Consider the following 20,878-nt stretch of genomic DNA (forward strand, 5'->3'; position numbering starts at 1 on the left):
TTAAAGAGTTTTCAAAAGATAGAACTCAAAAAATAAGGGCTATGTTAACAGCCCTTATTCTTAAAATATGTTTAAGGATTTTATCCTACAATATTGACAATTTTACCAGGAACTACAATCACTTTTTTAGGGGTACGACCTTGTAACTGCTCTTGGGTTTTATCATATTCCAATACCGCCTTTTCTATGTCTTCCTTGCTCATATCCATAGGAAGTTCCATGGTGAAACGCATTTTACCATTAAAGGAAATGGGATAGTTCTTGCTGCTCTCCACCAAATGGGATTCGTCAAATTGAGGAAATGCTACCGTAGAGATACTGCCTTCATGACCCAATTGGCTCCACAATTCTTCGGTGATATGGGGTGCATATGGCGAAATCAATACCAACAAAGACTCTAAAATCGCTCTACTAGTACATTTTTGAGCTGTCAACTCATTCACAGCAATCATAAAGGTCGAAACCGAGGTATTAAAAGAGAAGTTCTCGATGTCCTCTTCTACCTTTTTAATGGTTTTATGCAAGGTCTTTAAACTGTCTTTAGATGGTTCAGCATCGGTGACTTTGATGCCGTTATCATCTACATACAACTTCCAAAGTTTCTTCAAGAATCCATGAACCCCTGTGATACCAGCCGTATTCCAAGGCTTGTATTGCTCTAAAGGCCCCAAGAACATTTCGTACAATCTTAAACTGTCTGCCCCATATTCTTGACAGATGTTGTCTGGATTAACAACGTTGTATTTAGACTTGGACATTTTTTCAACTTCGCGACCGACTTTAAAAGTTCCGTCTTCCTCGGTTATAAATTGAGCATCTTTAAATTCTGGACGCCAATTTTTAAAAGCCTCCACATCTAACTCATCTGAAGCGTTTACAAAGGAAACATCAGCATGTATTTTAGATGTATTAAAATCTACATTCGCGTAAGACTCTGGAAATTCCGCTAATAATTTAGATTCAATTGATTTTTTAACATCAGAAAGCAATTCGGAAGCATCCTTTTGTTCAAATAAAGGCTCACTGATAAAAACAATATTTTCTAAAATCAAATTAGAGCAAAAATCTTTAATTTCCTTTGAATCATATATTTCGTCTCCCATTAAAATCTCAGGAATTGCTCTATTAACAAAAGCACTTGTTCCCAAAATCATTCCTTGGTTAATAAGTTTTTTGGCAAACTCATCTACTTGCACATAACCACGATCTTTTAAAAACTTGGTCCAGAAACGGGCATACAATAAGTGGCCGGTAGCATGCTCGCTACCACCAATATATAAATCCACATTTTGCCAATAGTCCAAAGCTTCTTTGCTAGCAAAAGCCTCATCATTATGCGCATCCATATATCTAAAGAAATACCACGAACTTCCAGCCCAACCCGGCATGGTGTTCAATTCCAATGGAAATATGGTTTTGTTATCGATCAACTCATTGCTAACCACCTCAGCAGTTTCGGTATTCCAAGCCCATACATCGGCACGACCTAATGGCGGCTCTCCTTCTTCGGTTGGCAAATACTTTTCAACCTCTGGTAAAGTAATGGGCAAATGTTTGGCCTCAATCATTTGAGGCATTCCGTTCACATAATACACTGGGAAAGGTTCTCCCCAATAACGCTGACGGCTAAATACCGCATCACGCAAACGGTAATTGGTTTTTCCTTGCCCCTGACCTAGTTTTTCAAGTTCCTCAATGGCTTTTTTGGTAGCTTGCTTGTAGTTTAATCCGTTAAGGAAATCACTATTCCCAATGACGGTGTTTTCTTTATCAGCAAACGCTTCTTCAGAAATATCAACCCCTTCAAAAATATTAGGAATGGCGATATTAAAATGCTTCGCAAAATCGTAATCACGTTGATCGCCACATGGAACTGCCATGACAGCCCCTGTTCCATAACTCGCCAACACGTAGTCACCAATCCAAATCGGAACCGGCTCTTTTGTAAATGGATGTTCGGCATAGGCACCTGTAAACACCCCTGAAATGGTTTTAACATCAGCCATACGCTCACGTTCGCTGCGTTTGGCTGTTTTTTCTATATAGGCTTCTACCTCCGCCTGTTGTTCTGGCGTGGTAATTTTTGATACTAAATCGTGCTCTGGGGCCAAGGTCATAAAACTCACCCCGAAAATGGTATCAGGGCGCGTGGTGAATACTTCAATCGTATCTTCATGATCCTTGACATTGAAAACCACTGAAGCCCCTACCGATTTCCCGATCCAATTACGCTGACTTTCTTTAAGAGAATCGGTCCAATCGATGGTTTCCAATCCTTGCAACAAACGTTCTGCATAAGCCGAAATACGCATGCTCCATTGTGTCATTTTCTTTCTGACCACAGGATGACCACCTCTTTCAGAAACTCCGTTGACTATTTCGTCATTAGCTAACACGGTTCCCAAAGCCGGACACCAGTTAACTTCGGTTTCCGCTAAGTAAGTCAATCTATATTTTAATAAGATTTCTTGTTGCTTTTCTGAAGACCAGCTGTTCCAATCTTCAGCAGAGAAACTAGGCGTATCCTCATCACAAACAGCATCTACTTTAGCATTTCCAGCACGCTCAAACTCTTTGATCAATTCTGAAATGTCTTCGGCCTTGTTATCGATGTTGCAGTAATAGGAATTAAACAACTGAATGAAAATCCACTGCGTCCATTTGTAATAATCCGGATTGCTGGTACGCACTTCGCGTGACCAATCAAATGAAAATCCAATTTGATCCAACTGACGTCGATAGGTCGCAATGTTTTCCTCGGTAGTCACCGCAGGGTGTTGCCCAGTCTGTATAGCATATTGCTCTGCCGGCAAACCAAAGCTATCATACCCTTGAGGATGTAAGACATTAAAGCCTTTATGGCGTTTGTAACGCGCATAAATATCAGAAGCGATATACCCTAGGGGATGCCCCACATGCAATCCCGCTCCAGAAGGATAAGGAAACATGTCCAAGACATAATACTTAGGTTTATCACTATGGTTTTCGGCTTTAAAGGTTTGGTTCTCGGCCCAGTATGCTTGCCATTTGGCTTCGATGTCGTTGAAATTGTATTTCATCGTTGAGTTTCTGCTTTTTAAAAGCGCAAATTTACGGTTAATATAACAATGTTGAAAGTTTAAACGTTGTAAAGGTTAGGTTAAGAGATTTCTTTATATTTTTACAGAGTTAACCCTACATATTCTATGAGTTCATCGTTTGAAAGGTATCAAAAACGCCGATTGATTTCTTCTTATTTTTCTGTAGTACTAAGCATCGCCCTTGTGTTGTTTCTATTGGGTCTTTTGGGGCTTTTGGTTTTGAATGCTAAAAAAGTTTCAGACCATTTTAAAGAACAAGTGGTTTTGACCATCTACTTGAAAGACACAGCCAAAGAGGTTGAAGTGAAGCAAATGGAGAAAAGTCTTGCCATGGCAGATTATGTAAAATCCACAGAATATGTTTCCAAAGAGCAGGCTGCCGAATCTATGAAAGCCGAAAACGGGGAAGATTTTATGGAATTCCTTGGTTTTAATCCGCTTTTAAACTCGATTGATGTACACATCAAAGCCGATTATGTGACCGAAGAACAACTGAAACTCATAGCCGATGAAACCACTTCAAAAAGCTTTGTAGATGAAGTGCGTTATGACAATGATCTGGTTACCCTTATGAACAACAACGTCAAGAAAATAAGCTTTTGGATTTTAGTGATCAGCGGTCTGTTTACCGTGATTGCCGTGTTATTGATTAACAGCTCCATCAGACTTTCGGTATATTCCAAACGGTTTACTATCAAAACTATGCAAATGGTGGGAGCCACCAAAAAATTCATTAGACGTCCGTTTGTTTGGAAGAGTGTACGTTTAGGTATTATTGGGGCCGTTGTTGCACTTATTGGAATGGCTGTTGTGTTGTACTACATTGACAAAACGTTCCCCGAATTGGAATTTTTGAAAAACCAAATACTGATTGCTTCGTTATTTTTAGGTGTTTTTGCCATGGGGATTGTCATCACCTGGATCAGTACCTTTATTGCCACACAACGATTCTTGAATTTAAAAACAGATCAGTTGTATTACTAATTTGAGTCATGAAAAAAATATTCTACATCTTTCTTTTATTGTTTGCGGTGTTTATTTTTTTCATTGCCAAATCAAACATCATCTCAGATCCAAAACCTGAGGAATGTGCTAGTCAAACGGTACAGATTGTTGAGATTTATGAAGGTTCCTCTCATGATATTGTCTTTAAGGATGGCAGCGGGGATTTATACTACATTAACCGGGGTCTGGAAAGAGGCCTAAATTTAGATAGCCTTAACAAGCAAATTTTAAATAAATCCGTTACTTTGCAACTGCCAAAGCTGTTTTGGGGCACTTCTGAACATATTGCCCAAATACAGCTAGGAAACCAGATTATTTTTACCGAATTCAATTGATTATGGGAGAGAAAAAACGTAGAGAAGAAGCCAAAGGGCAATTCCTTTTTGGGAAAAAGAACTACAAATTCATGCTTATTGGTTTAGCCTTTATTGCCGTTGGTTTTATTTTGATGTCTGGTGGCGGAAGCGACGATCCCAATGTCTTCAATCCTGATATTTTTAGTTTTAGACGTATTCGATTGGCCCCTACTCTTGTTTTGATTGGGTTTGCCATTGAAGTTTATGCCATCTTGGTCAACCCAGACAAAGACTAACTGGCTTCTCATTACTTAAACTGCAACCATACCAATTTTCATGGACATCATTGATTCAATCATTTTAGGTATTATACAAGGACTTACCGAGTTTTTACCTGTATCTTCCAGCGGCCATTTGGAACTGGGAAAAGCCATTCTAGGGGATAATTCCGTACCTAAGGAAAGTCTGTTGTTTACCGTTGTATTACACTTTGCAACAGCATTGAGCACCTTGGTTATTTTCAGAAAAGACATTTACAACATTATCAAAGGAATTTTAAAATTCCAATGGAATGACGATTTACAATTTGCGGTTAAAATCGGTATTTCCATGATTCCAGCAGTCATTATAGGCTTATTGTTCCAAGAAGAATTGGAAAGTCTGTTCAGTGGAAACATTCTGTTGGTAGGCTTGATGCTATTGGTTACAGCAGCCCTTTTATTCTTGGCAGATCGTGCCAAAGACACACAAAAACCAGTAAGTTTTGCCAATGCCTTTGTGATTGGAATATCACAAGCTATTGCTATGTTGCCCGGTATTTCCAGATCTGGAGCGACCATTTCTACATCTGTATTGCTAGGAAACGACAAAACCAAAGCCGCTAGATTTTCTTTCTTAATGGTGGTCCCTTTAATATTAGGGAAAATTGCAAAAGATATTTTAGGGGGCGAATTAACTTATGAAGCTACCAACTTTATGCCTTTGACCATAGGTTTTATTGCTGCCTTTGTATCAGGGTTATTTGCTTGCACCTGGATGATTTCTTTGGTAAGAAAAAGCAAACTCACCTATTTTGCAGTCTATTGTGCCATCGTTGGTTTAATTGCCATCATTTATTCATTCACAAGCTAATGATAACGGGAGAAGATTTTAAAAACGGACAGGTGCTGCTCATTGACAAGCCTTTGGATTGGACTTCCTTTCAAGTGGTGAACAAGCTTCGTTGGGCAATTAGAAAAAAACACAACCTTAAAAAAATAAAAGTGGGTCACGCAGGAACCCTAGATCCTTTGGCTACTGGGTTATTGGTCATCTGTACAGGAAAAAAAACCAAGGAAATACAAACCTTCCAAGGTCAGGAAAAAGAATACACCGGAACCATCGTATTGGGAAGCACGACACCCTCTTATGATTTGGAAACTGAAATTGATCAAACCTTTCCTACCGAGCATATTTCCGAAACCTTGATTCACGAAACCACCAAACAGTTTATTGGTGACATCCAGCAATTTCCACCTGTATTTTCTGCCATTAAAAAGGAAGGAAAGCGCCTTTACGAATTTGCCAGAGAAGGCAAAGAAGTAGAAATTCAATCCAGAATCATTAACATATCAGAATTCGAAATCACCCAAATAAATGGGTTGCATGTAGATTTTAGAGTGGTTTGCAGCAAAGGAACTTACATCCGCTCTTTGGCCCATGATTTTGGAAAAGCATTGAATTCTGGAGGACATCTTTCAGCTCTCAGACGTACTAGAATTGGCGATTTCTCCATTGAGAATAGCCAGTCCATTGATAGCTTTTTGGACAACTTATGAACTAAAAACGTGAATTTTACGTATATTTCGTGAAAACTAACGGCATCCAACCCAAATTGTGACGTTTGAATTTATCTGATAAACATAAGGCCATTCTCATAACAGCACTCATTTCTGGTACTGTTTTGCTCACCGTTTTCAATATGCATTTAAAAAGGCAAAAAGAGGTGCTTGCAGAAAGCTACTACGAAATGGAGCCTCAAGAAATGCTTGAAGAGCTTAAAAAACTGGAAGAATTGGAAGCCGAGGCAGAAGACAATGCCGCCAATAGCACCAATAAGGCCATAAACGAAACCAGCACTTACAAACGTTTCGCTCAAGCATACCAACCCATTGAGCCACCTCAAGACTACGAATTAAAAAACACCGAAACCACAGATGTATCAGAAGAGCCTATGGAAGATTCCAGTGCTGACAGCGATGCAGGTATCGATGAGGAGACCATGAGTTCTTTCAATGAGGTTAATGCCCTATTAAAAAAACAACGCAGTAGTGCAGCTCCAGGAGAACAATCGGTTAACAAAAATACAACCATCAGATACTCCCTTAAGGACCGAACTCATGAATACCTTCCCATTCCTATTTACCTCTGTGAAGATGGCGGAAAAGTGGTCATTAATATAACAGTTAACGAACAGGGCATGGTCACCAAGGCTAACGTGAACGGATCTACAAATACCTCAAACGAGTGTTTGGAAGAAAGTGCTTTGGAATATGCCAAAAAGGCCAGATTTAATCCCGATCGGGCTAAAAAAAACCAATTAGGAACCATTACATTTTTGTTTAAATCCAAACATTAGGTTCCGTTTCTTTCTTATCTTAGTGTCTTAATTTGGCACAAAATGGCGAAACATAAATGTGGCTGGTGTGTAGGCGACGACCTCTATGAAGCTTACCATGATCAAGAATGGGGCGTTCCTGTTTATGACGACGAAACCCTTTTTGAATTCCTTGTTTTAGAAACCTTTCAAGCAGGTTTAAGTTGGATTACCATCCTAAGAAAACGCGACAACTTTAGAAAAGCCTTTGATGATTTTGACTATCATAAAATAGCACACTATTCAGAAGAAAAAATATTGGATCTCCTTCAAGATGCGGGCATCATTAGAAACAAACTGAAAGTACGCGCCACTGTGACCAATGCCCAGGCATTCATGAAAGTCCAGGAAGAATTCGGGTCGTTTTCCAAATACATTTGGGGATTTGTAGATGGCAAACCCATTAAAAACAAATTGGATCATTACAAGTCAGCACCTGCTACCACACCACTCAGCGATGCCATAAGTAAAGATTTAAAGAAACGCGGGTTTAAGTTTGTTGGCTCTACCGTTATTTACGCTCATATGCAGGCTACAGGTATGGTCAATGACCATGAAGTGAATTGCTTTAGGTATCAAGAAGTTTAGTATGCAACAGGCTAGCAACAATAACGAGCATTTAAACGATCTAGGAGACCTCCTTCTCGAGGTGGGGACCTTATTGATGAGTGCTGGGGCCAACACAAACAGGATTCGGGTGACCATGAAACGGATTGCCCAAAGCTATCACAACCAAGCCGAATTTCTCATAACCCATAGGGCCATCATGTTGACTATCTATGACGAAAAAGGCAAAACCTTTTTCAATCAAGTAAAGCAAACGTATGCCCAGGTCCCCGATTTCACTATGGTAAGCGGCATCAGTCGTTTAAGCTGGCACATAGTTGAAGAACAATTACCCATGGCCGAAGTTAGGAAAGAAATCGAGCGTTTAAAATCCAAACCCAAATATCCAAGATGGGTGGTTTTGGCAGCTGTGGCATTCGCCTGTAGTTCCTTTTGCAGGTTAGCGGGAGGCGATCCCCTTGAAATGGGAGCCGTCTTTATTGCAGCCATTACAGGTCTCTTTCTTAGACAGGAATTAACCAAGAAGAGCTTCAACCCTTATTTCACCGTATTTTTAGCGGCGTTCCTATCCACAATAATCTCTGGAAGTCTTGGCTATTTTGGGCTTTATGAGCACGATAACATCACCTTAGTAACTTCCATTTTATATTTGATTCCTGGGATTCCATTAATTAATTCCATTTCTGATTTCTTGGATGGCTATTCCCTAAACGGATTGGTAAGAGCTGTAAACGGGTTTGTTATTTCCTTTGCCATTGCATCGGGATTATTGATAGCCTTATTAATCTATAATTTCGTATAACGGATGGACTGGATGCACTTTATAGAAAGTTGGTTTTGGTTTGGTTTTGCTGCCTTGGGGTTTGCCATCTTGTTTAACGTTCCCAAAAGAACCCTAACTGCCATTTTTATGATGGGGGGATTTGGTGGTCTTGTCAAACTGTTATTCTTAGAATGGAATAACGGTGTTATTTTAGGCACTTTAATTGCCTCTATCTTTATTGGCTTTGTAAGTATCGCTGCTGCCCATTCCAAGCATTCCCCGCCTTTTGTTTTTGCCATTCCGGCTGTCATTCCTATGGTTCCCGGGTCTTTTGCCTACCATACCATGAAAGGGATTATCAAACTGGCTTACAACCAAACTCCTGAAGATTTTTTACCGTTGCTCAACGAGACTGTGACCAATGGCTTCAAGACCATGTTCATTCTTTTGGCCATTGCTGTAGGGGTGTTTGCCCCTATGTTATTGACCGCAAGGGAATCAGCCAAACAAATAAAAATACCTTTGTTTAACCATGACAAAAATCAAGACTAAGGAAGCTTTTTTAACATTCATTTTTTTCGTATCTTAGAGATACTTCACAAACTAATTTATTTAAAAATGAGAACATTAATCTCCAGTCTGCTATTGGGTTTATTAGTCATTTTTTCGTGTAACAACGATGACGATAGCAGCTCAAACAACACCCAAAATGAAATTGAAAATAATGTCACCGCTAGCACTTGGAGGATTACTAAGTTTATTGACTCGGGGGATAACGAAACTGCCAATTTCTCTGGTTACAATTTCAACTTTATGAGCAATGGTACCGTGAGTGCCTCCAATGGTAGCAACACCTACGAAGGCACTTGGAGCATCACAGATAGTAATAGCAATGATGATAGCCAAGATGACTTGCATTTCAATCTGCACTTTAACCTCACCAATAATTTTGAAGATTTAAATGACGACTGGGATTTTATTTCGCAAACGGCTACAAAAATTGAATTGATTGATGTAAGTGGCGGCAATGGTGGTACGGATTATTTGACATTTGAGAAGAATTAAGACTTAACCCACTTAATGACCTGTCGATATCTGCTTTCCAATATTGCGGATTTGCAATCCGTGATTCTGACTTAAATAACAAGAATATCTTATCCCCTTGCACTGATTAAACATTATCGAATTTGTTTTTGTCTATCTGGATGTTGTATTTTAAGGGAGCTAAAAAAATCATTTTTCCTATCCTCATCAAATTTTTTAACCATTGCATAAATCCCGTAATACTGTACACCATTAAGCTGCAATATTAAACACTCAGCTGTTTTAATTTCGCTTTCCCTATCAATAAAAATCATCTTATATGCTTCAAAATCATCAATAAAAATCTGAATAGAATTGGAATAATCAAACTTTTTACCCTTTAGCATTTCTATCACCTGATTAGATATAAGTTTATAATTGGATCTCAGCTTAAATAAGCTACTGCTACAATCTTTTATTTCAATACCTCCCAAATCTACAGGTACTGACCTTACAAAAACAAAGGAATCGTTTTCATTTTGGAAATGATAGCCAACTGCCTTGGCTCCGCTTTCAAGTTGTTCATATTTTTTTACCGAACCAGGAAATTCTACTGAAATAACTTCATCAATTTTAGTTTGGCTATTAACTGTTAAAGCAAACAACAGTAAAAACAATGTAATTCTCATTTATTTTTAGTAATCTTTTTATTTTATCTCATCAATCTAACCTTAAGTTTAAAGTAATTTGCCTTCTCAAGATAGTCCATTTTGCTGTGAATCAAGTTATAATCTTATAAATCACCAGAAAAATACTTCCAATAATTACACCTAAACTTCTCACAAAAACACTAAAGCGTATTATACTTCCCGACTCTTTGTATTTTTTATAATCACTTTTGATATGGATTGCACAATAAAATCCAAACATTATAAACAAAAATATAATTGAGTCTATATCCTTCATCTCTTTAATAAACCGGTTCCCCCCGCTACCGCACGATTGTATCGTGTGGTCCATCTAACTGATTCCAACAAAACTTTAGCCAAGATATTGAAAAACTACAATACCATCAAGCAATCCTTTCTCCCCTGCATAATCCCTCGCACTACTATAAACATAGTCTTTTGCCTTATACACCAAACCCGCCTCTACAGGATTATTATGCACATAAGTTATTTTTTCCTGTATCACCCTACTACTCCAAAGTTCTATGGGCTTATTGTCATGACGCCAAAATTGGTAGCCATTAACATTTGACGAATTGTCTGCGGCTTTCCTGAACCGTTCCAACAGAAACACCTTCCTACTTTCGATTGGGTTTTCAATTATAGCCTTCACTACCGCTTTGCTCGTAAACCGTTTAAAATCCCCCAATAGAAGAGCAGGATCCCGACCTTGAACACTTCTGAAAACCAAATGAACATGATTGGTCATAATGCACCATGCCGCTATCTCCATCCCTTTCTCATTTTGACAATAGGACAAACTTTCTAAAACAATATCTTTGTATTGATTCCGGGTAAAAACGTCTAACCATTCCACCACGGCAAAACTCACAAAGTATAGCCCCTCTGGATTATAGAACTTGTAATTGCGACTCATAAGCCTAAAAGTACAAAAATCACAAATGAAAAATTCAATTCTGATAGGACTTCAATCAGTCTTTAAAAGGATTAGGAACGCGATACAATCGCGCACCAGCTGGGAAAAGAATTAAGATTTCACCCACTTAATAACCTGTTTAGTATCGGTTTGTAAAAAGTAAAGCCCCGATTTCAACGGATTTACATAAAGGCTATTGGTTCCTTCTTTAAGTTGGAACTGAAGCACTTTGTTTCCATAGATATCATAAACCGTGACACCTTGCACATGCGTGGATTTTAGTAAAAGATGCTCATTCACGGGATTCTGTTCAAGTCGTAAGCTTTCACGGCTAGCAGACACCTCAACAATTGATAATGTTGCACAAGCATCTTCTATCTCCTCCAGAGTATTACAACCCTCCACATTGGTGTCTATAGTAATAACCGCACCTTCAGGTGGGCTTGCCAAATAGTTACAAATAGAGGGCACCGCACAAAGAGATAAACTGCCATTAAGCAGTAAATCCAGATTGCCCCCAATGCTGGTATCACCAGTACCTAGTCCTTCCAACGAAGCCAAACTAGCATTGTCTTCTATAAAAACACCGCCTTCAGGGCCCCCAACAATGGTTTCCACATTGGCCAACGCACTAATATCAGTCAGCAATGGGTTTTCAACAAGCTCCAAAGTCTCGCCAATATAGATCAGGCTATCAAAGCCCAACAAACTAACTAGCATCCCATTATCCCGAACAATCACCGATCCCTCTACCGAAGTTAATCCTTCAAAGCCTTCCAAATCTTCAAGACTCCCACAGGTTCTGATGGTAAATTCTCCCACAATAGCTTCCAAATTGCTCAAGGCAGAAACAGAGCTTAGGGCGTCTAAATCCCTTAAAATAAAACCATCCAAGGCATCATTCCCTATGGTTGTAAAATTCTCCATCCCTGCCAAAGTTGTCAGGTTGGGACAATCTCTAATCTCAAATGCTCCAAAGCTTCCCGTCAATTGTGAAAGCACACTTAAATCCACAATATCGTCACCAGAAATTTCAACATCTACCCCATCTGGTAAAAACGTACAGCTCGGGTAATCTACTGCAAAGGCATCCAACTCGGCTTGGGAATTAAAAGCGATGGGAGCAACAGGACATTGAGCTCTCAAAAAAGGGCTGAAAAACACAAAAAGCAAGACAAAGAAAAACCGATAGTTGGCCATATTTCGAAAGAATAAAAAGAGTTAATAGCCTAATAAATATACGTGTTTTTCTATTAAGAATTGAAACAGATAACACGTATAAACCTCCCTTTATAATGATGATCTCCTCCTATTCTTCCTTTTTCGATTGCAATGCTTTTCTTGTAAAACGTCTGGCCAACCAATTCCTAACAGGCTCATCATATTTCTTTAATACAATGTAAGACAACAACAAGGTGCCCACTAACAATGCTAATCCAGCCAAAATTCCTTGACCTAACGGAATTTCATTATTGACAACCCAAGCATAGAAAACATAGGTAAACGGGAAGTGAATAATATAAATAGGGTATGATATATCACCTAAAAAGGTGCAAAGCCTCTCTGTAAAACCGCTTTTTACTTTACCTATAGCCCCCAAATAAATAATTACAGGAAATATCAAAATCACAGATAAGGAATCATAAATGCCGTTTGCCCATAAATGGTCATATCCCCCTACTCTAGGGAATGATAACACCACCACTAGCAACAGACTGGTCAATAAAAAAGTTCTTTTCCCGTCTACCACTTTTACCACACGCCTTAGCAGCATCCCCGCCATATATGGAAACAACAGACGGGTAAACCCAATCCTTAATTGGTTAGGCTCCACAGACCAACCTCCAATGATATCACCGTTTGGACTCGTTACGGCTAGGTGTATTAAAGCAATGGCAGCAATAAAAACCAGTACCGATAGTATGGTTTTTGATAATTTTCGCAGTACTAGGGCATGCAATATATTGGCTATGTATTCCAAAAACAAGGACCAAGCCGGACCATTAAGCGGATGCATTTCATGCCATCCCCTGATATCCATAGACGGTGGAACCGGAATTAAAGTATAGCCAATTAGTGTTATCAAAATTAATTGCCAAAAAGAAGTGTCCGCTATGTTTGGAAAATAAGGAGACTCTCCAAAATAAAAGCAAATAGCACCCATGGTCATCCCAAAAATAATCATGGGGTGTAGTCGAATAAGTCGGCGCTTAAAAAAATCTTTTAGGGTCATTTGATCCCAACGATCGTCATAAGCATGAGCCATCACATAACCCGATAGCATAAAAAAGAAATCTACAGCCAAATAACCATGATTGATAAGCTGTTTTACATGGTCACCTCCCGAGTACACTTCAAGAACATGAAACAAAACCACTACTATGGCTGCAACACCCCTCAACGCATCGAGAATTAGAAAGTGCTTTTTAGAATCCGAAAATGTTGAACTTGCCTTTATCATAAATGTATATCTCAATTATTATTTGCACACCTTATAACAAGGTATGGACTCCTGTCAAAAATAGAATGATGTCAAACTAAGTTATTGTCCTATTTTAGATTTTTGTTGTCTTATATTTGCAATTATCATAGTATTTAAACATGGAAGCCATAGAAAACATAAAATATAGTCATGTAGATATTGATACAGATAAGTCTTTCTTTTTTGACCATGTTCATATTGTTTGGGATGAACAAATTTCGTTTCACCAAAGTGACGAATGGGAATTGTCATATATCATAACTGGCAGCGGAACACGCGTGATTGGTGATGTGATGGAAACATTCTCAAAAGGTGAAATCATATTACTTCCTCCCAAGCTCCCGCATGTCTGGTATTTTGATGAACACGTTCATGACAAATATGGCAAGATTGAAAACATAACCATCATTTTTCCGGACTCTTTTTTAAAAAGATGCGCCGAGGTATTCCCAGAAGCAAAAAAGACTATTGAGTACATTAAAAACCTGAATAAAGGAATGAGTCTTGAAGGTGAAATTTTACCTTATGTACAAACTTTAATGACATCTATGACTTCCCAAAATAACCTGGAGCAGTTAGGATCCCTCCTCCATATACTTTCACATATAGCATCCAGCAAAGAAATGAGGGTGGTAGGCTATAGTGAGAAGAAAAGAAACAATGCCCAAAAAATGCAAAAGATATACCGCTATATATTGGTTAATTATAGTACTAAAATAACGCTTGATGACATTGCAAAACATGTAGGGATGAACCGTTCATCTTTTTGCACCTTTTTTAAAAGAGAAAGTGGTAAATCCTTTTTTTCGGCCATTAGAGATTACAGAATAAATTGCGCCTGCTTAATGCTCAAGGAAACCGAGATATCTATTGCCGATATTTGCTTTGCAGTGGGCTTCAATGACATCCCATATTTCAATCGTTCTTTCAAAAAACAAATGGGTTGCTCTCCCAACGATTATAGAGTTCAAAGGCATATAAATCCCACACCTTAAGCAAACCATTATAGCTCGAAACTTTTTAAAGCATTTTTTAGGTAGGTTTCCTTCGGGTCTTCTCCGGGTTTCCTTCGGGTCTCCTTCGGGTTTGGTTCGGGTGAGTTCGGGTGGGTTCGGGTCATCTGGACCAGCCCTGTCAATTCAAAAGTAAAAAGAAGCTTCCCCAATAGTAGCCCTATGGCAAAGGTATGGATACAGTATGGATAATGTATGGAAGATGCATTTCGGCAAAAAGTACAATTTTCGGCAAAATCGGCAAAAAACGGTAGAAACGGCAAAAAGAAGAAAACTAATAAGAAGAGGAGCCTCCCTTACAAATAACTCAAAAACACCTCCCGATCCATATCCTCGGCGCCCAAACTGGCCAAATGATGGGTGTACACTTGGCAATCAATAAGCCGATAATTGGTCTCCTGAACAAACTGGATAAAACCCACCTTACTGGCATTACTTACTTTAGAAAACATGCTCTCCCCACAAAACATCCCCTGCCCCAAATCCACACCGTACAAACCACCCACCAATTCATCTTCCAGCCAAACCTCAACCGATTTGGCATACCCCAGGCGGTGCAGTTCCTCATAGGCAGCAATCATATCCCTGGTTATCCAAGTCCCATCCTGCCCTTTCCGCTCCATGTGGGAGCAAGCGTCTATCACCTTCTTAAAATCTTGATTGTAAGTAACCTTAAATTTCCCGCTTTTTAAAACCTGCTTCATACTTTTGGAAACCTTCAACTTCTCTGGAAACAAAACAAACCGTGGGTCGGGGCACCACCATAAAATGGGCTGATCATCTTCAAACCAAGGAAAAATGCCTTTGCCATAAGCATCCAGCAAGCGACTTACAGACAAATCGCCCCCAATGGCCAATAAGCCTTCTAGGGAGGCTTGGTCTAAAGGTGGAAACGGATCATCGGCTCGTAAAAATATCATATAAAAAAACCTGCTAACATGGGGTCAGCAGGTCTAATGTAATTGTTTCTTATGATTTATTAAAACGGTAAATCATCGTGATCTTCATCATTTAAATCATTGGCTGGTTCAAAAGCCTCAGCTGGCGGCATAGGTGGCATATTTCCATTTGAAGCATCCGCTTGTAGCGCTTCAATTCTCCATCCTTGAATCGAGTTAAAATATTTAGTCTCTCCTTGTGGATTCACCCATTCTCTTCCTCTTAAATTGATGCTAACTTTCACCTGTTGTCCTACTTGAAATGTATTTAACAAATCCGTTTTATCTTGAACAAACTCAATCATGATGTGCTGCGGATATTGCTCTTCTGTAGTTACAACTACCTCACGCTTTCTAAAACCATTACTTCCAAACGATTGCGTGTCTCCAATCAATTTAATTCTTCCTTGTACTTCCATTTTCTAATTCAATTTACTAATTACGATAATAATATTTTCCAGGCGCTTTCTACATCGCCATAACTTAAATAATTTTGTGCCAACTTATGTTTCTCCCTGTTGGTAGCGGTCTTCAAATAAGGGTGTTTCTCAGATAGTTGAGACACAAAGGTCTTCACCTCATCTTGAGACGGCAAGGTTTCTACATTGCCTAACATTCCCAAATCATTACCCGTTAGCACCATGCTATTCCTAATGGCTTCAGGCATGCTATCCACTCCTATGCCCAAGGTAGTCAAAGGTTTTGGAATTTCAAAAAACCCACTCTTGGCTCTACTGTAATAACTGCCACCTGCACGAGAAACCAAATCTAATTTTTCCTGAACAATCATGCCATGATCATCTAGCACATCGCCGTCCAAATGCAGCTTGATCACCTCACAGATAATTAAATTTCCAGCACCACCTTCAGTCCCCAATTTGATAATATCATTGACCTTGCACTCAAATTGCACAGGCGATTCTGCTACTCTATAAGGTTTCACCAAATCAGATGGAACCATGGTCAATCCGGCCTTGTCAAATTCATTGACCCCATCAGGGTATTCTGTACTGCTCAATGACATTTGGTGTACCAAATCATAGTTCACCACATTGATAACCACCTCTCTCGTTGCTTCAGCATTCTCCAAAGTGTGCTTAGTGGTATTATCCCTAACTCTTCGAGCCGGCGAAAATACCAAAATTGGCGGATTCGAGCTAAACACATTAAAGAAACTAAACGGAGACAAGTTTGGATTTCCGCTTTCATCCACGGTACTTGCAAAAGCTATAGGCCTAGGCGCAACAGCACTCTGTAAATAAGCCTGCAATTTGGCTGTAGGCAATTCCTGAGGTTCGTATGAGGTCATTAAGTTTCCAATTTGTACAAATGTAACCAATTAGCATTTCAACAAAAAATGATTTGAAGTAGGACTTGTACAATATTATTAACAGAATTACATTATATTTCAAGAACAAAATAAGTCGCATGCTTTTTTCAAAATACCCCAATGTCATGAGATGGGTCATGGTGTTCCTCTCTTTTGTCATTATATCCCTCATTTTGTGGAATACCTATGTATTTTTTCAAAACTTCAAGGAAGAAGAGCGCACCAAAATGGAAAACTGGTCCTTTGCCCAAAAGGAGTATTTGAGGATTTTAGACAACCTTTCCATAGATAACGACTTCAATCCAAAGGATCTAGACCTTATCTTGAAAATACTAGGAAGCAATACCACCACACCCATGATTGTGGCCGACCAAGATTTGAATGTGGTAACTTTTAGTAACATTGGAGAAAGCAAAGTGACCGACTCCACCTTTGTAAGCAAGAAAGACTCGTTGTTTGTGATGAACAATGCCAAACAACTCATTGAGCAATTCAGCAATGAAAACAAACCCATTGCCATTATCAATGAAAACCAAACACTCTACTACGGAAATTCACCATTACTCAATAAACTCAAATATTATCCGCTTGCGCTTATTTTGATTATCGTCCTGTTTAGCGCTGTGGTTTATTTCTTTTATAGAAGCTCCAAGATAGCGACCCAGAACAAACTCTGGTCTGGTATGGCCAAGGAAACAGCACATCAAATAGGAACGCCTTTGTCCTCATTGATTGGTTGGACCGAAATATTAAAATCTGAAAACACCAACCCCGAGTACATCGTAGAAATTGAGAAAGACATTAGCAGGCTGCAAACCATTACCGAACGCTTCAGCAAAATAGGCTCTGTGCCCACCTTGCAAAAAGCCGATATTGTGAAGGAAACTATTGAGTCTTATGACTATCTGAAGGCACGTTCCTCAAGTCTAGTGGAATTTGAACTTGAGACCCCTCAAGAAGAAATTTTTGTGCTTTTAAACCAGCAACTTTATAGTTGGACCATAGAAAACTTAGTAAAAAATGCCATTGACGCCATGAAGGGAAAAGGAAAACTATCGGTACGCATTACGCATTTGGAAGACGAAGTGAAAATTCAAGTAAAAGATACCGGAAAAGGTCTCCATAAAAACCAATTTAAAAGTATATTTGAACCTGGTTTCACCACCAAAAAAAGAGGCTGGGGACTGGGTCTTTCTTTGGCAAAGCGCATTATTGAAGACTTTCACAGTGGCAAGATTAAAGTTTTACATTCTGAAATAGGAAAAGGAACCACCATGCAAATCATCTTAAAAACCATCTAAATATGGACGTTAAGTACATTACGGTTAAGGAAGCTGCCCTGAACAACAATTGTCCGGAATGCTTCAACAATCAAGGACTCAACTTGACTTTCAAACAGAAGTTTGTAGAGAATAAGTTTTATAAGTCTTTAACCGAAGAGACCATTCAAGAAATTGAATGCCGGGTGTGCAACACCATGATTTACCCCGTAAGATGGACAGAAGATATTGAGCGTGTTTTTAAGTACCATCAAAAAGCTTTTATCCCAAAAACCAAATCAATGAAGTTAAAGAAACTGTCTTGGGTTCTAATAATTTCCTCGATCATTCTACTGGCGCTCCTTATTACAGCTGCGCTCTTATTGCTTTAGCAACAGCTTCAAAGTCCTCAGGCGTGTGAGCCGACTTTGTAATAAAACGGGCATCATCCATAGAAGTCAACGGAATGAGATGCACATGAACATGCGGCACTTCCAACCCAATTACAGTCATACCCACCCGTTTACAAGGCACAGCCTTTTCTATGGCCAAAGCCACAGTTCTTGAAAAAGCCATCAAACCCATATAGGTTACCTCATCCAAGTCAAAGAGTTTATCCACTTCCTTTTTAGGAATACAAAGGGTATGTCCCTTGGCATTGGGATTAATATCCAGAAACGCCAAAAAGTCATCGGTTTCTGCAATTTTGTAACATGGGATTTCTCCGTTGATAATTTTAGTAAAAATGGATGCCATGGGTATGTGTTTTGAGTACTAAAGATAAAAAGAAAATTCCTGCCTAAAGTCATCTAAGCAGGAATCTTTATAGGTTGTAAAATCTTATCGGCTGATTTCTAAGATGTCAAATTTCATGATCCCATTAGGCACCTGTATCTCGGCTACATCACCAACAGATTTACCAAGCAAGCCTTTTCCAATAGGCGAATTCACAGAAATTTTTCCAGTTTTTAAATCGGCTTCACTTTCTGCCACCAACGTATAGGTCATTTCCATTCCATTGGTCTGGTTTTTTAATTTCACCTTAGACAACACCAATACTTTAGAAGTATCCAATTGTGATTCGTCAATCAGTCTCGCATTGGCCAACGTCTCTTCCATTTTGGATATTTTCATTTCCAAAAGCCCTTGCGCTTCCTTGGCGGCATCATATTCGGCATTCTCACTTAAGTCTCCCTTATCTCTTGCGTCTGCAATAGCTTGGGAGGCCTTTGGACGTTCTATATCTTTTAATTGGTTTAACTCGTCTCGTAACTTTTTTAATCCTTCTGCCGTGTAATAAGATACTTTACTCATAACTTCATCGTTTTTAAATTATAATTAGCGCTTGTTTGTGTACAAAAAGCCCGTCCAAAAAATTCCTGAAGACGGGACATAAACGCAAAAAATCCCGTTCTCACGAGATTGTCCTACAAATATACAAAATATTTATGTCTCTGTGCTTTTTGTTGTAAATTGTGCCTAAAAATTGAAGAAAAAATGAAATCCTTTAAACTCCTCATAATCTTGGCGGTTACCGTGCTGTTTTCATGTAATAAGGATGATGATGACAACAACAGAAACCCTTATTTACCCAACGTGTCTTTTGACACTGGAAATATGATCAACACCAATTTACCCCAGTATAGTGATTTGAATTTTACTGGCAACCACAAGGTGGTTCCTGGAGAAGGTGTGGGTATAAGAGGTATCGTTGTATATAATACGGGTAGTGGCTATACCGCTTTTGAAATTGCAGATCCCAATCATACCCTTCAAACTTGCTCTACACTTACTGTAGATGGCATTATTGCCACTTGCAACTGTGATGATGGCAACTCCTATGACATTGTTACGGGCAGCCCTCAAGAAGGTACCAACGGTCCCTATGCGCTTTTAAATTACCGGGTACAAGTTTCTGGCAGCATCATTAGGGTTTATAACTAATTGCACTTATCATAAACCTTAATTCTTAGATGGTTTTTAGGAAACCGAACGGGCTTCATTTTTACTTCATCTTCTTGTGAAATTGACATAGCACGCTCATCAAAACGAAACTTGGGGCGCTCCCTCAGGAATAATAAGTAGTTAGACGTAGCAGTTTCAAAATTGGCTTGTGATGACAACACAAAACCGTTAAGTATGATTTGCTTTTTGGATTTAACAGGACTGAACATTCCCAATGAGCTATCTTTTGCCTCTAGGCCTAATAGGGAATAGCCTGAGATATCGGTTTGGGCATTTAAACTGAAAAGAGATAGAATAAAAAGAATACTTAAATGATTTCCCATAATTCACAACTATAAAAACCTAAGATAGCATTATTCTATTGAAGCTTCCTCTTCTGGCCAAGAATCCAACATGTCTATGTTCAAATAGTAGATTTGAATGTTTTTATTTGAATCTTTTAATTGTTGATTTGAGGTCTTTAAAATTTTCCTATTTTTTTTACTCCCCATGAATTTAGCCCAAAGAACTATTGCTATATTTTGATTCTCAGGAAAACGAACTGAATCTCCATGCTGATCAATTATAAAACCCTCTAATTGCGATATGCTTTTTTCATTAAATTGAAGCTCCTGATCTTCTAAAATCATATCGTAATAGTTCGCTTCTAAATCATCCTCTTTTTTCTTAACCAAACACATTTGGGTTTCTTCTACGAAACCGCCTTTTTTATTAAACAGATAGGTGTCTGGCAGTCGGAATAATGAATCCCTAAATACGGCTAAATCTTGATAGGTAGTGTAAGCAGACAAATAAAAGTTATGGGCTAGATCAACGGGTAAGGATTCCTCTTAGATGTATTTTTTAAGAGAATGGATACTTTCCACTTGTGGTTTCTTTATACCTGCAACGGTTCTCAAAACCGGTTGGCAACTCAA

General features: G+C 38.9%; 26 protein-coding genes. 14 read left to right on the plus strand and 12 right to left on the minus strand.

Features of this window, described 5'->3' with window-relative positions:
• Window positions 1–80: 80 nt before the first annotated feature.
• The gene (locus LOK78_RS02570; RefSeq protein WP_232633417.1) at window positions 81–3,059 is read right to left on the minus strand and encodes a leucine--tRNA ligase; all 2,979 of its coding nucleotides are present in this window, start codon (window positions 3,057–3,059) and stop codon (window positions 81–83) included.
• 126 nt (window positions 3,060–3,185) lie between these two features.
• On the opposite strand from LOK78_RS02570, the gene LOK78_RS02575 reads away from it, so the two are divergent.
• From LOK78_RS02575 to LOK78_RS02620, 10 genes are all read left to right on the plus strand, one after another.
• Window positions 3,186–4,064, plus strand: a complete 879-nt coding sequence (locus LOK78_RS02575; RefSeq protein WP_053971091.1) for a cell division protein FtsX — start codon at window positions 3,186–3,188, stop codon at window positions 4,062–4,064.
• Between the two features lie 8 nt (window positions 4,065–4,072).
• Window positions 4,073–4,420, plus strand: coding sequence for a hypothetical protein (locus LOK78_RS02580; protein ID WP_232633420.1), 348 nt, complete (start codon window positions 4,073–4,075; stop codon window positions 4,418–4,420).
• A gap of 2 nt (window positions 4,421–4,422) precedes the next feature.
• On the plus strand, window positions 4,423–4,677 hold the full coding sequence (locus LOK78_RS02585; RefSeq protein ID WP_166958051.1) for a DUF3098 domain-containing protein: 255 nt from the start codon (window positions 4,423–4,425) through the stop codon (window positions 4,675–4,677).
• A 40-nt stretch (window positions 4,678–4,717) separates the two neighbouring features.
• On the plus strand, window positions 4,718–5,512 hold the full coding sequence (locus LOK78_RS02590) for an undecaprenyl-diphosphate phosphatase (RefSeq protein ID WP_232633422.1): 795 nt from the start codon (window positions 4,718–4,720) through the stop codon (window positions 5,510–5,512).
• Window positions 5,512–6,198, plus strand: coding sequence for a tRNA pseudouridine(55) synthase TruB (gene truB / locus LOK78_RS02595; protein WP_232633423.1), 687 nt, complete (start codon window positions 5,512–5,514; stop codon window positions 6,196–6,198). The genes LOK78_RS02590 and truB overlap by 1 nt, the downstream gene beginning before the upstream one ends.
• A gap of 65 nt (window positions 6,199–6,263) precedes the next feature.
• Complete coding sequence (locus LOK78_RS02600; RefSeq protein ID WP_232633425.1) at window positions 6,264–6,998, plus strand: energy transducer TonB family protein; 735 nt, start codon at window positions 6,264–6,266, stop codon at window positions 6,996–6,998.
• A 42-nt stretch (window positions 6,999–7,040) separates the two neighbouring features.
• Window positions 7,041–7,604 (plus strand): DNA-3-methyladenine glycosylase I, encoded by a 564-nt coding sequence (locus LOK78_RS02605; RefSeq protein WP_232633433.1) that lies wholly within the window; start codon window positions 7,041–7,043, stop codon window positions 7,602–7,604.
• 1 nt (window position 7,605) lies between these two features.
• On the plus strand, window positions 7,606–8,385 hold the full coding sequence (locus LOK78_RS02610; RefSeq protein WP_232633434.1) for a threonine/serine exporter family protein: 780 nt from the start codon (window positions 7,606–7,608) through the stop codon (window positions 8,383–8,385).
• Window positions 8,386–8,388: 3 nt separating this feature from the next.
• On the plus strand, window positions 8,389–8,898 hold the full coding sequence (locus LOK78_RS02615) for a threonine/serine exporter family protein (RefSeq protein WP_232633436.1): 510 nt from the start codon (window positions 8,389–8,391) through the stop codon (window positions 8,896–8,898).
• 66 nt (window positions 8,899–8,964) lie between these two features.
• Window positions 8,965–9,411 (plus strand): hypothetical protein, encoded by a 447-nt coding sequence (locus LOK78_RS02620; protein WP_232633438.1) that lies wholly within the window; start codon window positions 8,965–8,967, stop codon window positions 9,409–9,411.
• A gap of 113 nt (window positions 9,412–9,524) precedes the next feature.
• Here LOK78_RS02620 and LOK78_RS02625 read toward each other — a convergent pair whose 3' ends face one another.
• From LOK78_RS02625 to LOK78_RS02640, 4 genes are all read right to left on the minus strand, one after another.
• Window positions 9,525–10,058 carry a hypothetical protein gene (locus tag LOK78_RS02625; RefSeq protein ID WP_232633440.1) on the minus strand — a complete coding sequence of 178 codons (534 nt, stop codon included), beginning with the start codon at window positions 10,056–10,058 and terminating at the stop codon, window positions 9,525–9,527.
• Between the two features lie 352 nt (window positions 10,059–10,410).
• On the minus strand, window positions 10,411–10,974 hold the full coding sequence (locus LOK78_RS02630) for an REP-associated tyrosine transposase (protein ID WP_232633442.1): 564 nt from the start codon (window positions 10,972–10,974) through the stop codon (window positions 10,411–10,413).
• A 111-nt stretch (window positions 10,975–11,085) separates the two neighbouring features.
• Window positions 11,086–12,174, minus strand: a complete 1,089-nt coding sequence (locus LOK78_RS02635) for a T9SS type A sorting domain-containing protein (protein ID WP_232633444.1) — start codon at window positions 12,172–12,174, stop codon at window positions 11,086–11,088.
• A gap of 109 nt (window positions 12,175–12,283) precedes the next feature.
• Entirely contained in the window at window positions 12,284–13,435 is a 1,152-nt protein-coding gene (locus LOK78_RS02640; RefSeq protein ID WP_232633446.1) for an acyltransferase family protein, read from the minus strand.
• 140 nt (window positions 13,436–13,575) lie between these two features.
• On the opposite strand from LOK78_RS02640, the gene LOK78_RS02645 reads away from it, so the two are divergent.
• Window positions 13,576–14,451, plus strand: coding sequence for an AraC family transcriptional regulator (locus tag LOK78_RS02645; protein ID WP_232633448.1), 876 nt, complete (start codon window positions 13,576–13,578; stop codon window positions 14,449–14,451).
• A gap of 314 nt (window positions 14,452–14,765) precedes the next feature.
• On the opposite strand, the gene aat is transcribed toward LOK78_RS02645, so the two are convergent.
• The 3 genes from aat to LOK78_RS02660 are packed head-to-tail and all read right to left on the minus strand — an operon-like array spanning window position 14,766 to window position 16,716.
• Entirely contained in the window at window positions 14,766–15,389 is a 624-nt protein-coding gene (aat, locus tag LOK78_RS02650; protein WP_232633450.1) for a leucyl/phenylalanyl-tRNA--protein transferase, read from the minus strand.
• Between the two features lie 59 nt (window positions 15,390–15,448).
• Complete coding sequence (locus tag LOK78_RS02655) at window positions 15,449–15,826, minus strand: DUF3127 domain-containing protein (protein ID WP_053971079.1); 378 nt, start codon at window positions 15,824–15,826, stop codon at window positions 15,449–15,451.
• A gap of 20 nt (window positions 15,827–15,846) precedes the next feature.
• The gene (locus tag LOK78_RS02660) at window positions 15,847–16,716 is read right to left on the minus strand and encodes a flavin reductase family protein (RefSeq protein ID WP_232633451.1); all 870 of its coding nucleotides are present in this window, start codon (window positions 16,714–16,716) and stop codon (window positions 15,847–15,849) included.
• A 119-nt stretch (window positions 16,717–16,835) separates the two neighbouring features.
• On the opposite strand from LOK78_RS02660, the gene LOK78_RS02665 reads away from it, so the two are divergent.
• Entirely contained in the window at window positions 16,836–18,038 is a 1,203-nt protein-coding gene (locus tag LOK78_RS02665; RefSeq protein WP_232633452.1) for a sensor histidine kinase, read from the plus strand.
• A 2-nt stretch (window positions 18,039–18,040) separates the two neighbouring features.
• Window positions 18,041–18,388 carry a hypothetical protein gene (locus tag LOK78_RS02670; protein WP_232633454.1) on the plus strand — a complete coding sequence of 116 codons (348 nt, stop codon included), beginning with the start codon at window positions 18,041–18,043 and terminating at the stop codon, window positions 18,386–18,388.
• Here LOK78_RS02670 and LOK78_RS02675 read toward each other — a convergent pair.
• Together LOK78_RS02675 and greA are read right to left on the minus strand one after the other, a co-directional pair.
• On the minus strand, window positions 18,363–18,752 hold the full coding sequence (locus LOK78_RS02675; RefSeq protein WP_232633456.1) for an HIT family protein: 390 nt from the start codon (window positions 18,750–18,752) through the stop codon (window positions 18,363–18,365). The two genes, LOK78_RS02670 and LOK78_RS02675, sit on opposite strands and share 26 nt — an antisense overlap.
• Before the next feature lie 84 nt (window positions 18,753–18,836).
• Window positions 18,837–19,310 carry a transcription elongation factor GreA gene (gene greA, locus LOK78_RS02680; RefSeq protein ID WP_053971075.1) on the minus strand — a complete coding sequence of 158 codons (474 nt, stop codon included), beginning with the start codon at window positions 19,308–19,310 and terminating at the stop codon, window positions 18,837–18,839.
• 183 nt (window positions 19,311–19,493) lie between these two features.
• On the opposite strand from greA, the gene LOK78_RS02685 reads away from it, so the two are divergent.
• Window positions 19,494–19,940: a Rieske (2Fe-2S) protein gene (locus LOK78_RS02685; RefSeq protein ID WP_053971074.1), complete on the plus strand. Its 447-nt coding sequence runs from the start codon at window positions 19,494–19,496 to the stop codon at window positions 19,938–19,940.
• Here the strand turns inward: LOK78_RS02685 and LOK78_RS02690 are convergent.
• Window positions 19,937–20,284: a hypothetical protein gene (locus tag LOK78_RS02690; RefSeq protein WP_232633457.1), complete on the minus strand. Its 348-nt coding sequence runs from the start codon at window positions 20,282–20,284 to the stop codon at window positions 19,937–19,939. The genes LOK78_RS02685 and LOK78_RS02690 overlap by 4 nt on opposite strands.
• A gap of 30 nt (window positions 20,285–20,314) precedes the next feature.
• Window positions 20,315–20,752, minus strand: coding sequence for a uracil-DNA glycosylase family protein (locus LOK78_RS02695; RefSeq protein ID WP_232633459.1), 438 nt, complete (start codon window positions 20,750–20,752; stop codon window positions 20,315–20,317).
• Window positions 20,753–20,878 lie beyond the last annotated feature (126 nt).

It is taken from the genome of Mangrovimonas futianensis (genome assembly GCF_021245805.1).
Taxonomy (GTDB): Bacteria; Bacteroidota; Bacteroidia; order Flavobacteriales; family Flavobacteriaceae; genus Mangrovimonas; species Mangrovimonas futianensis.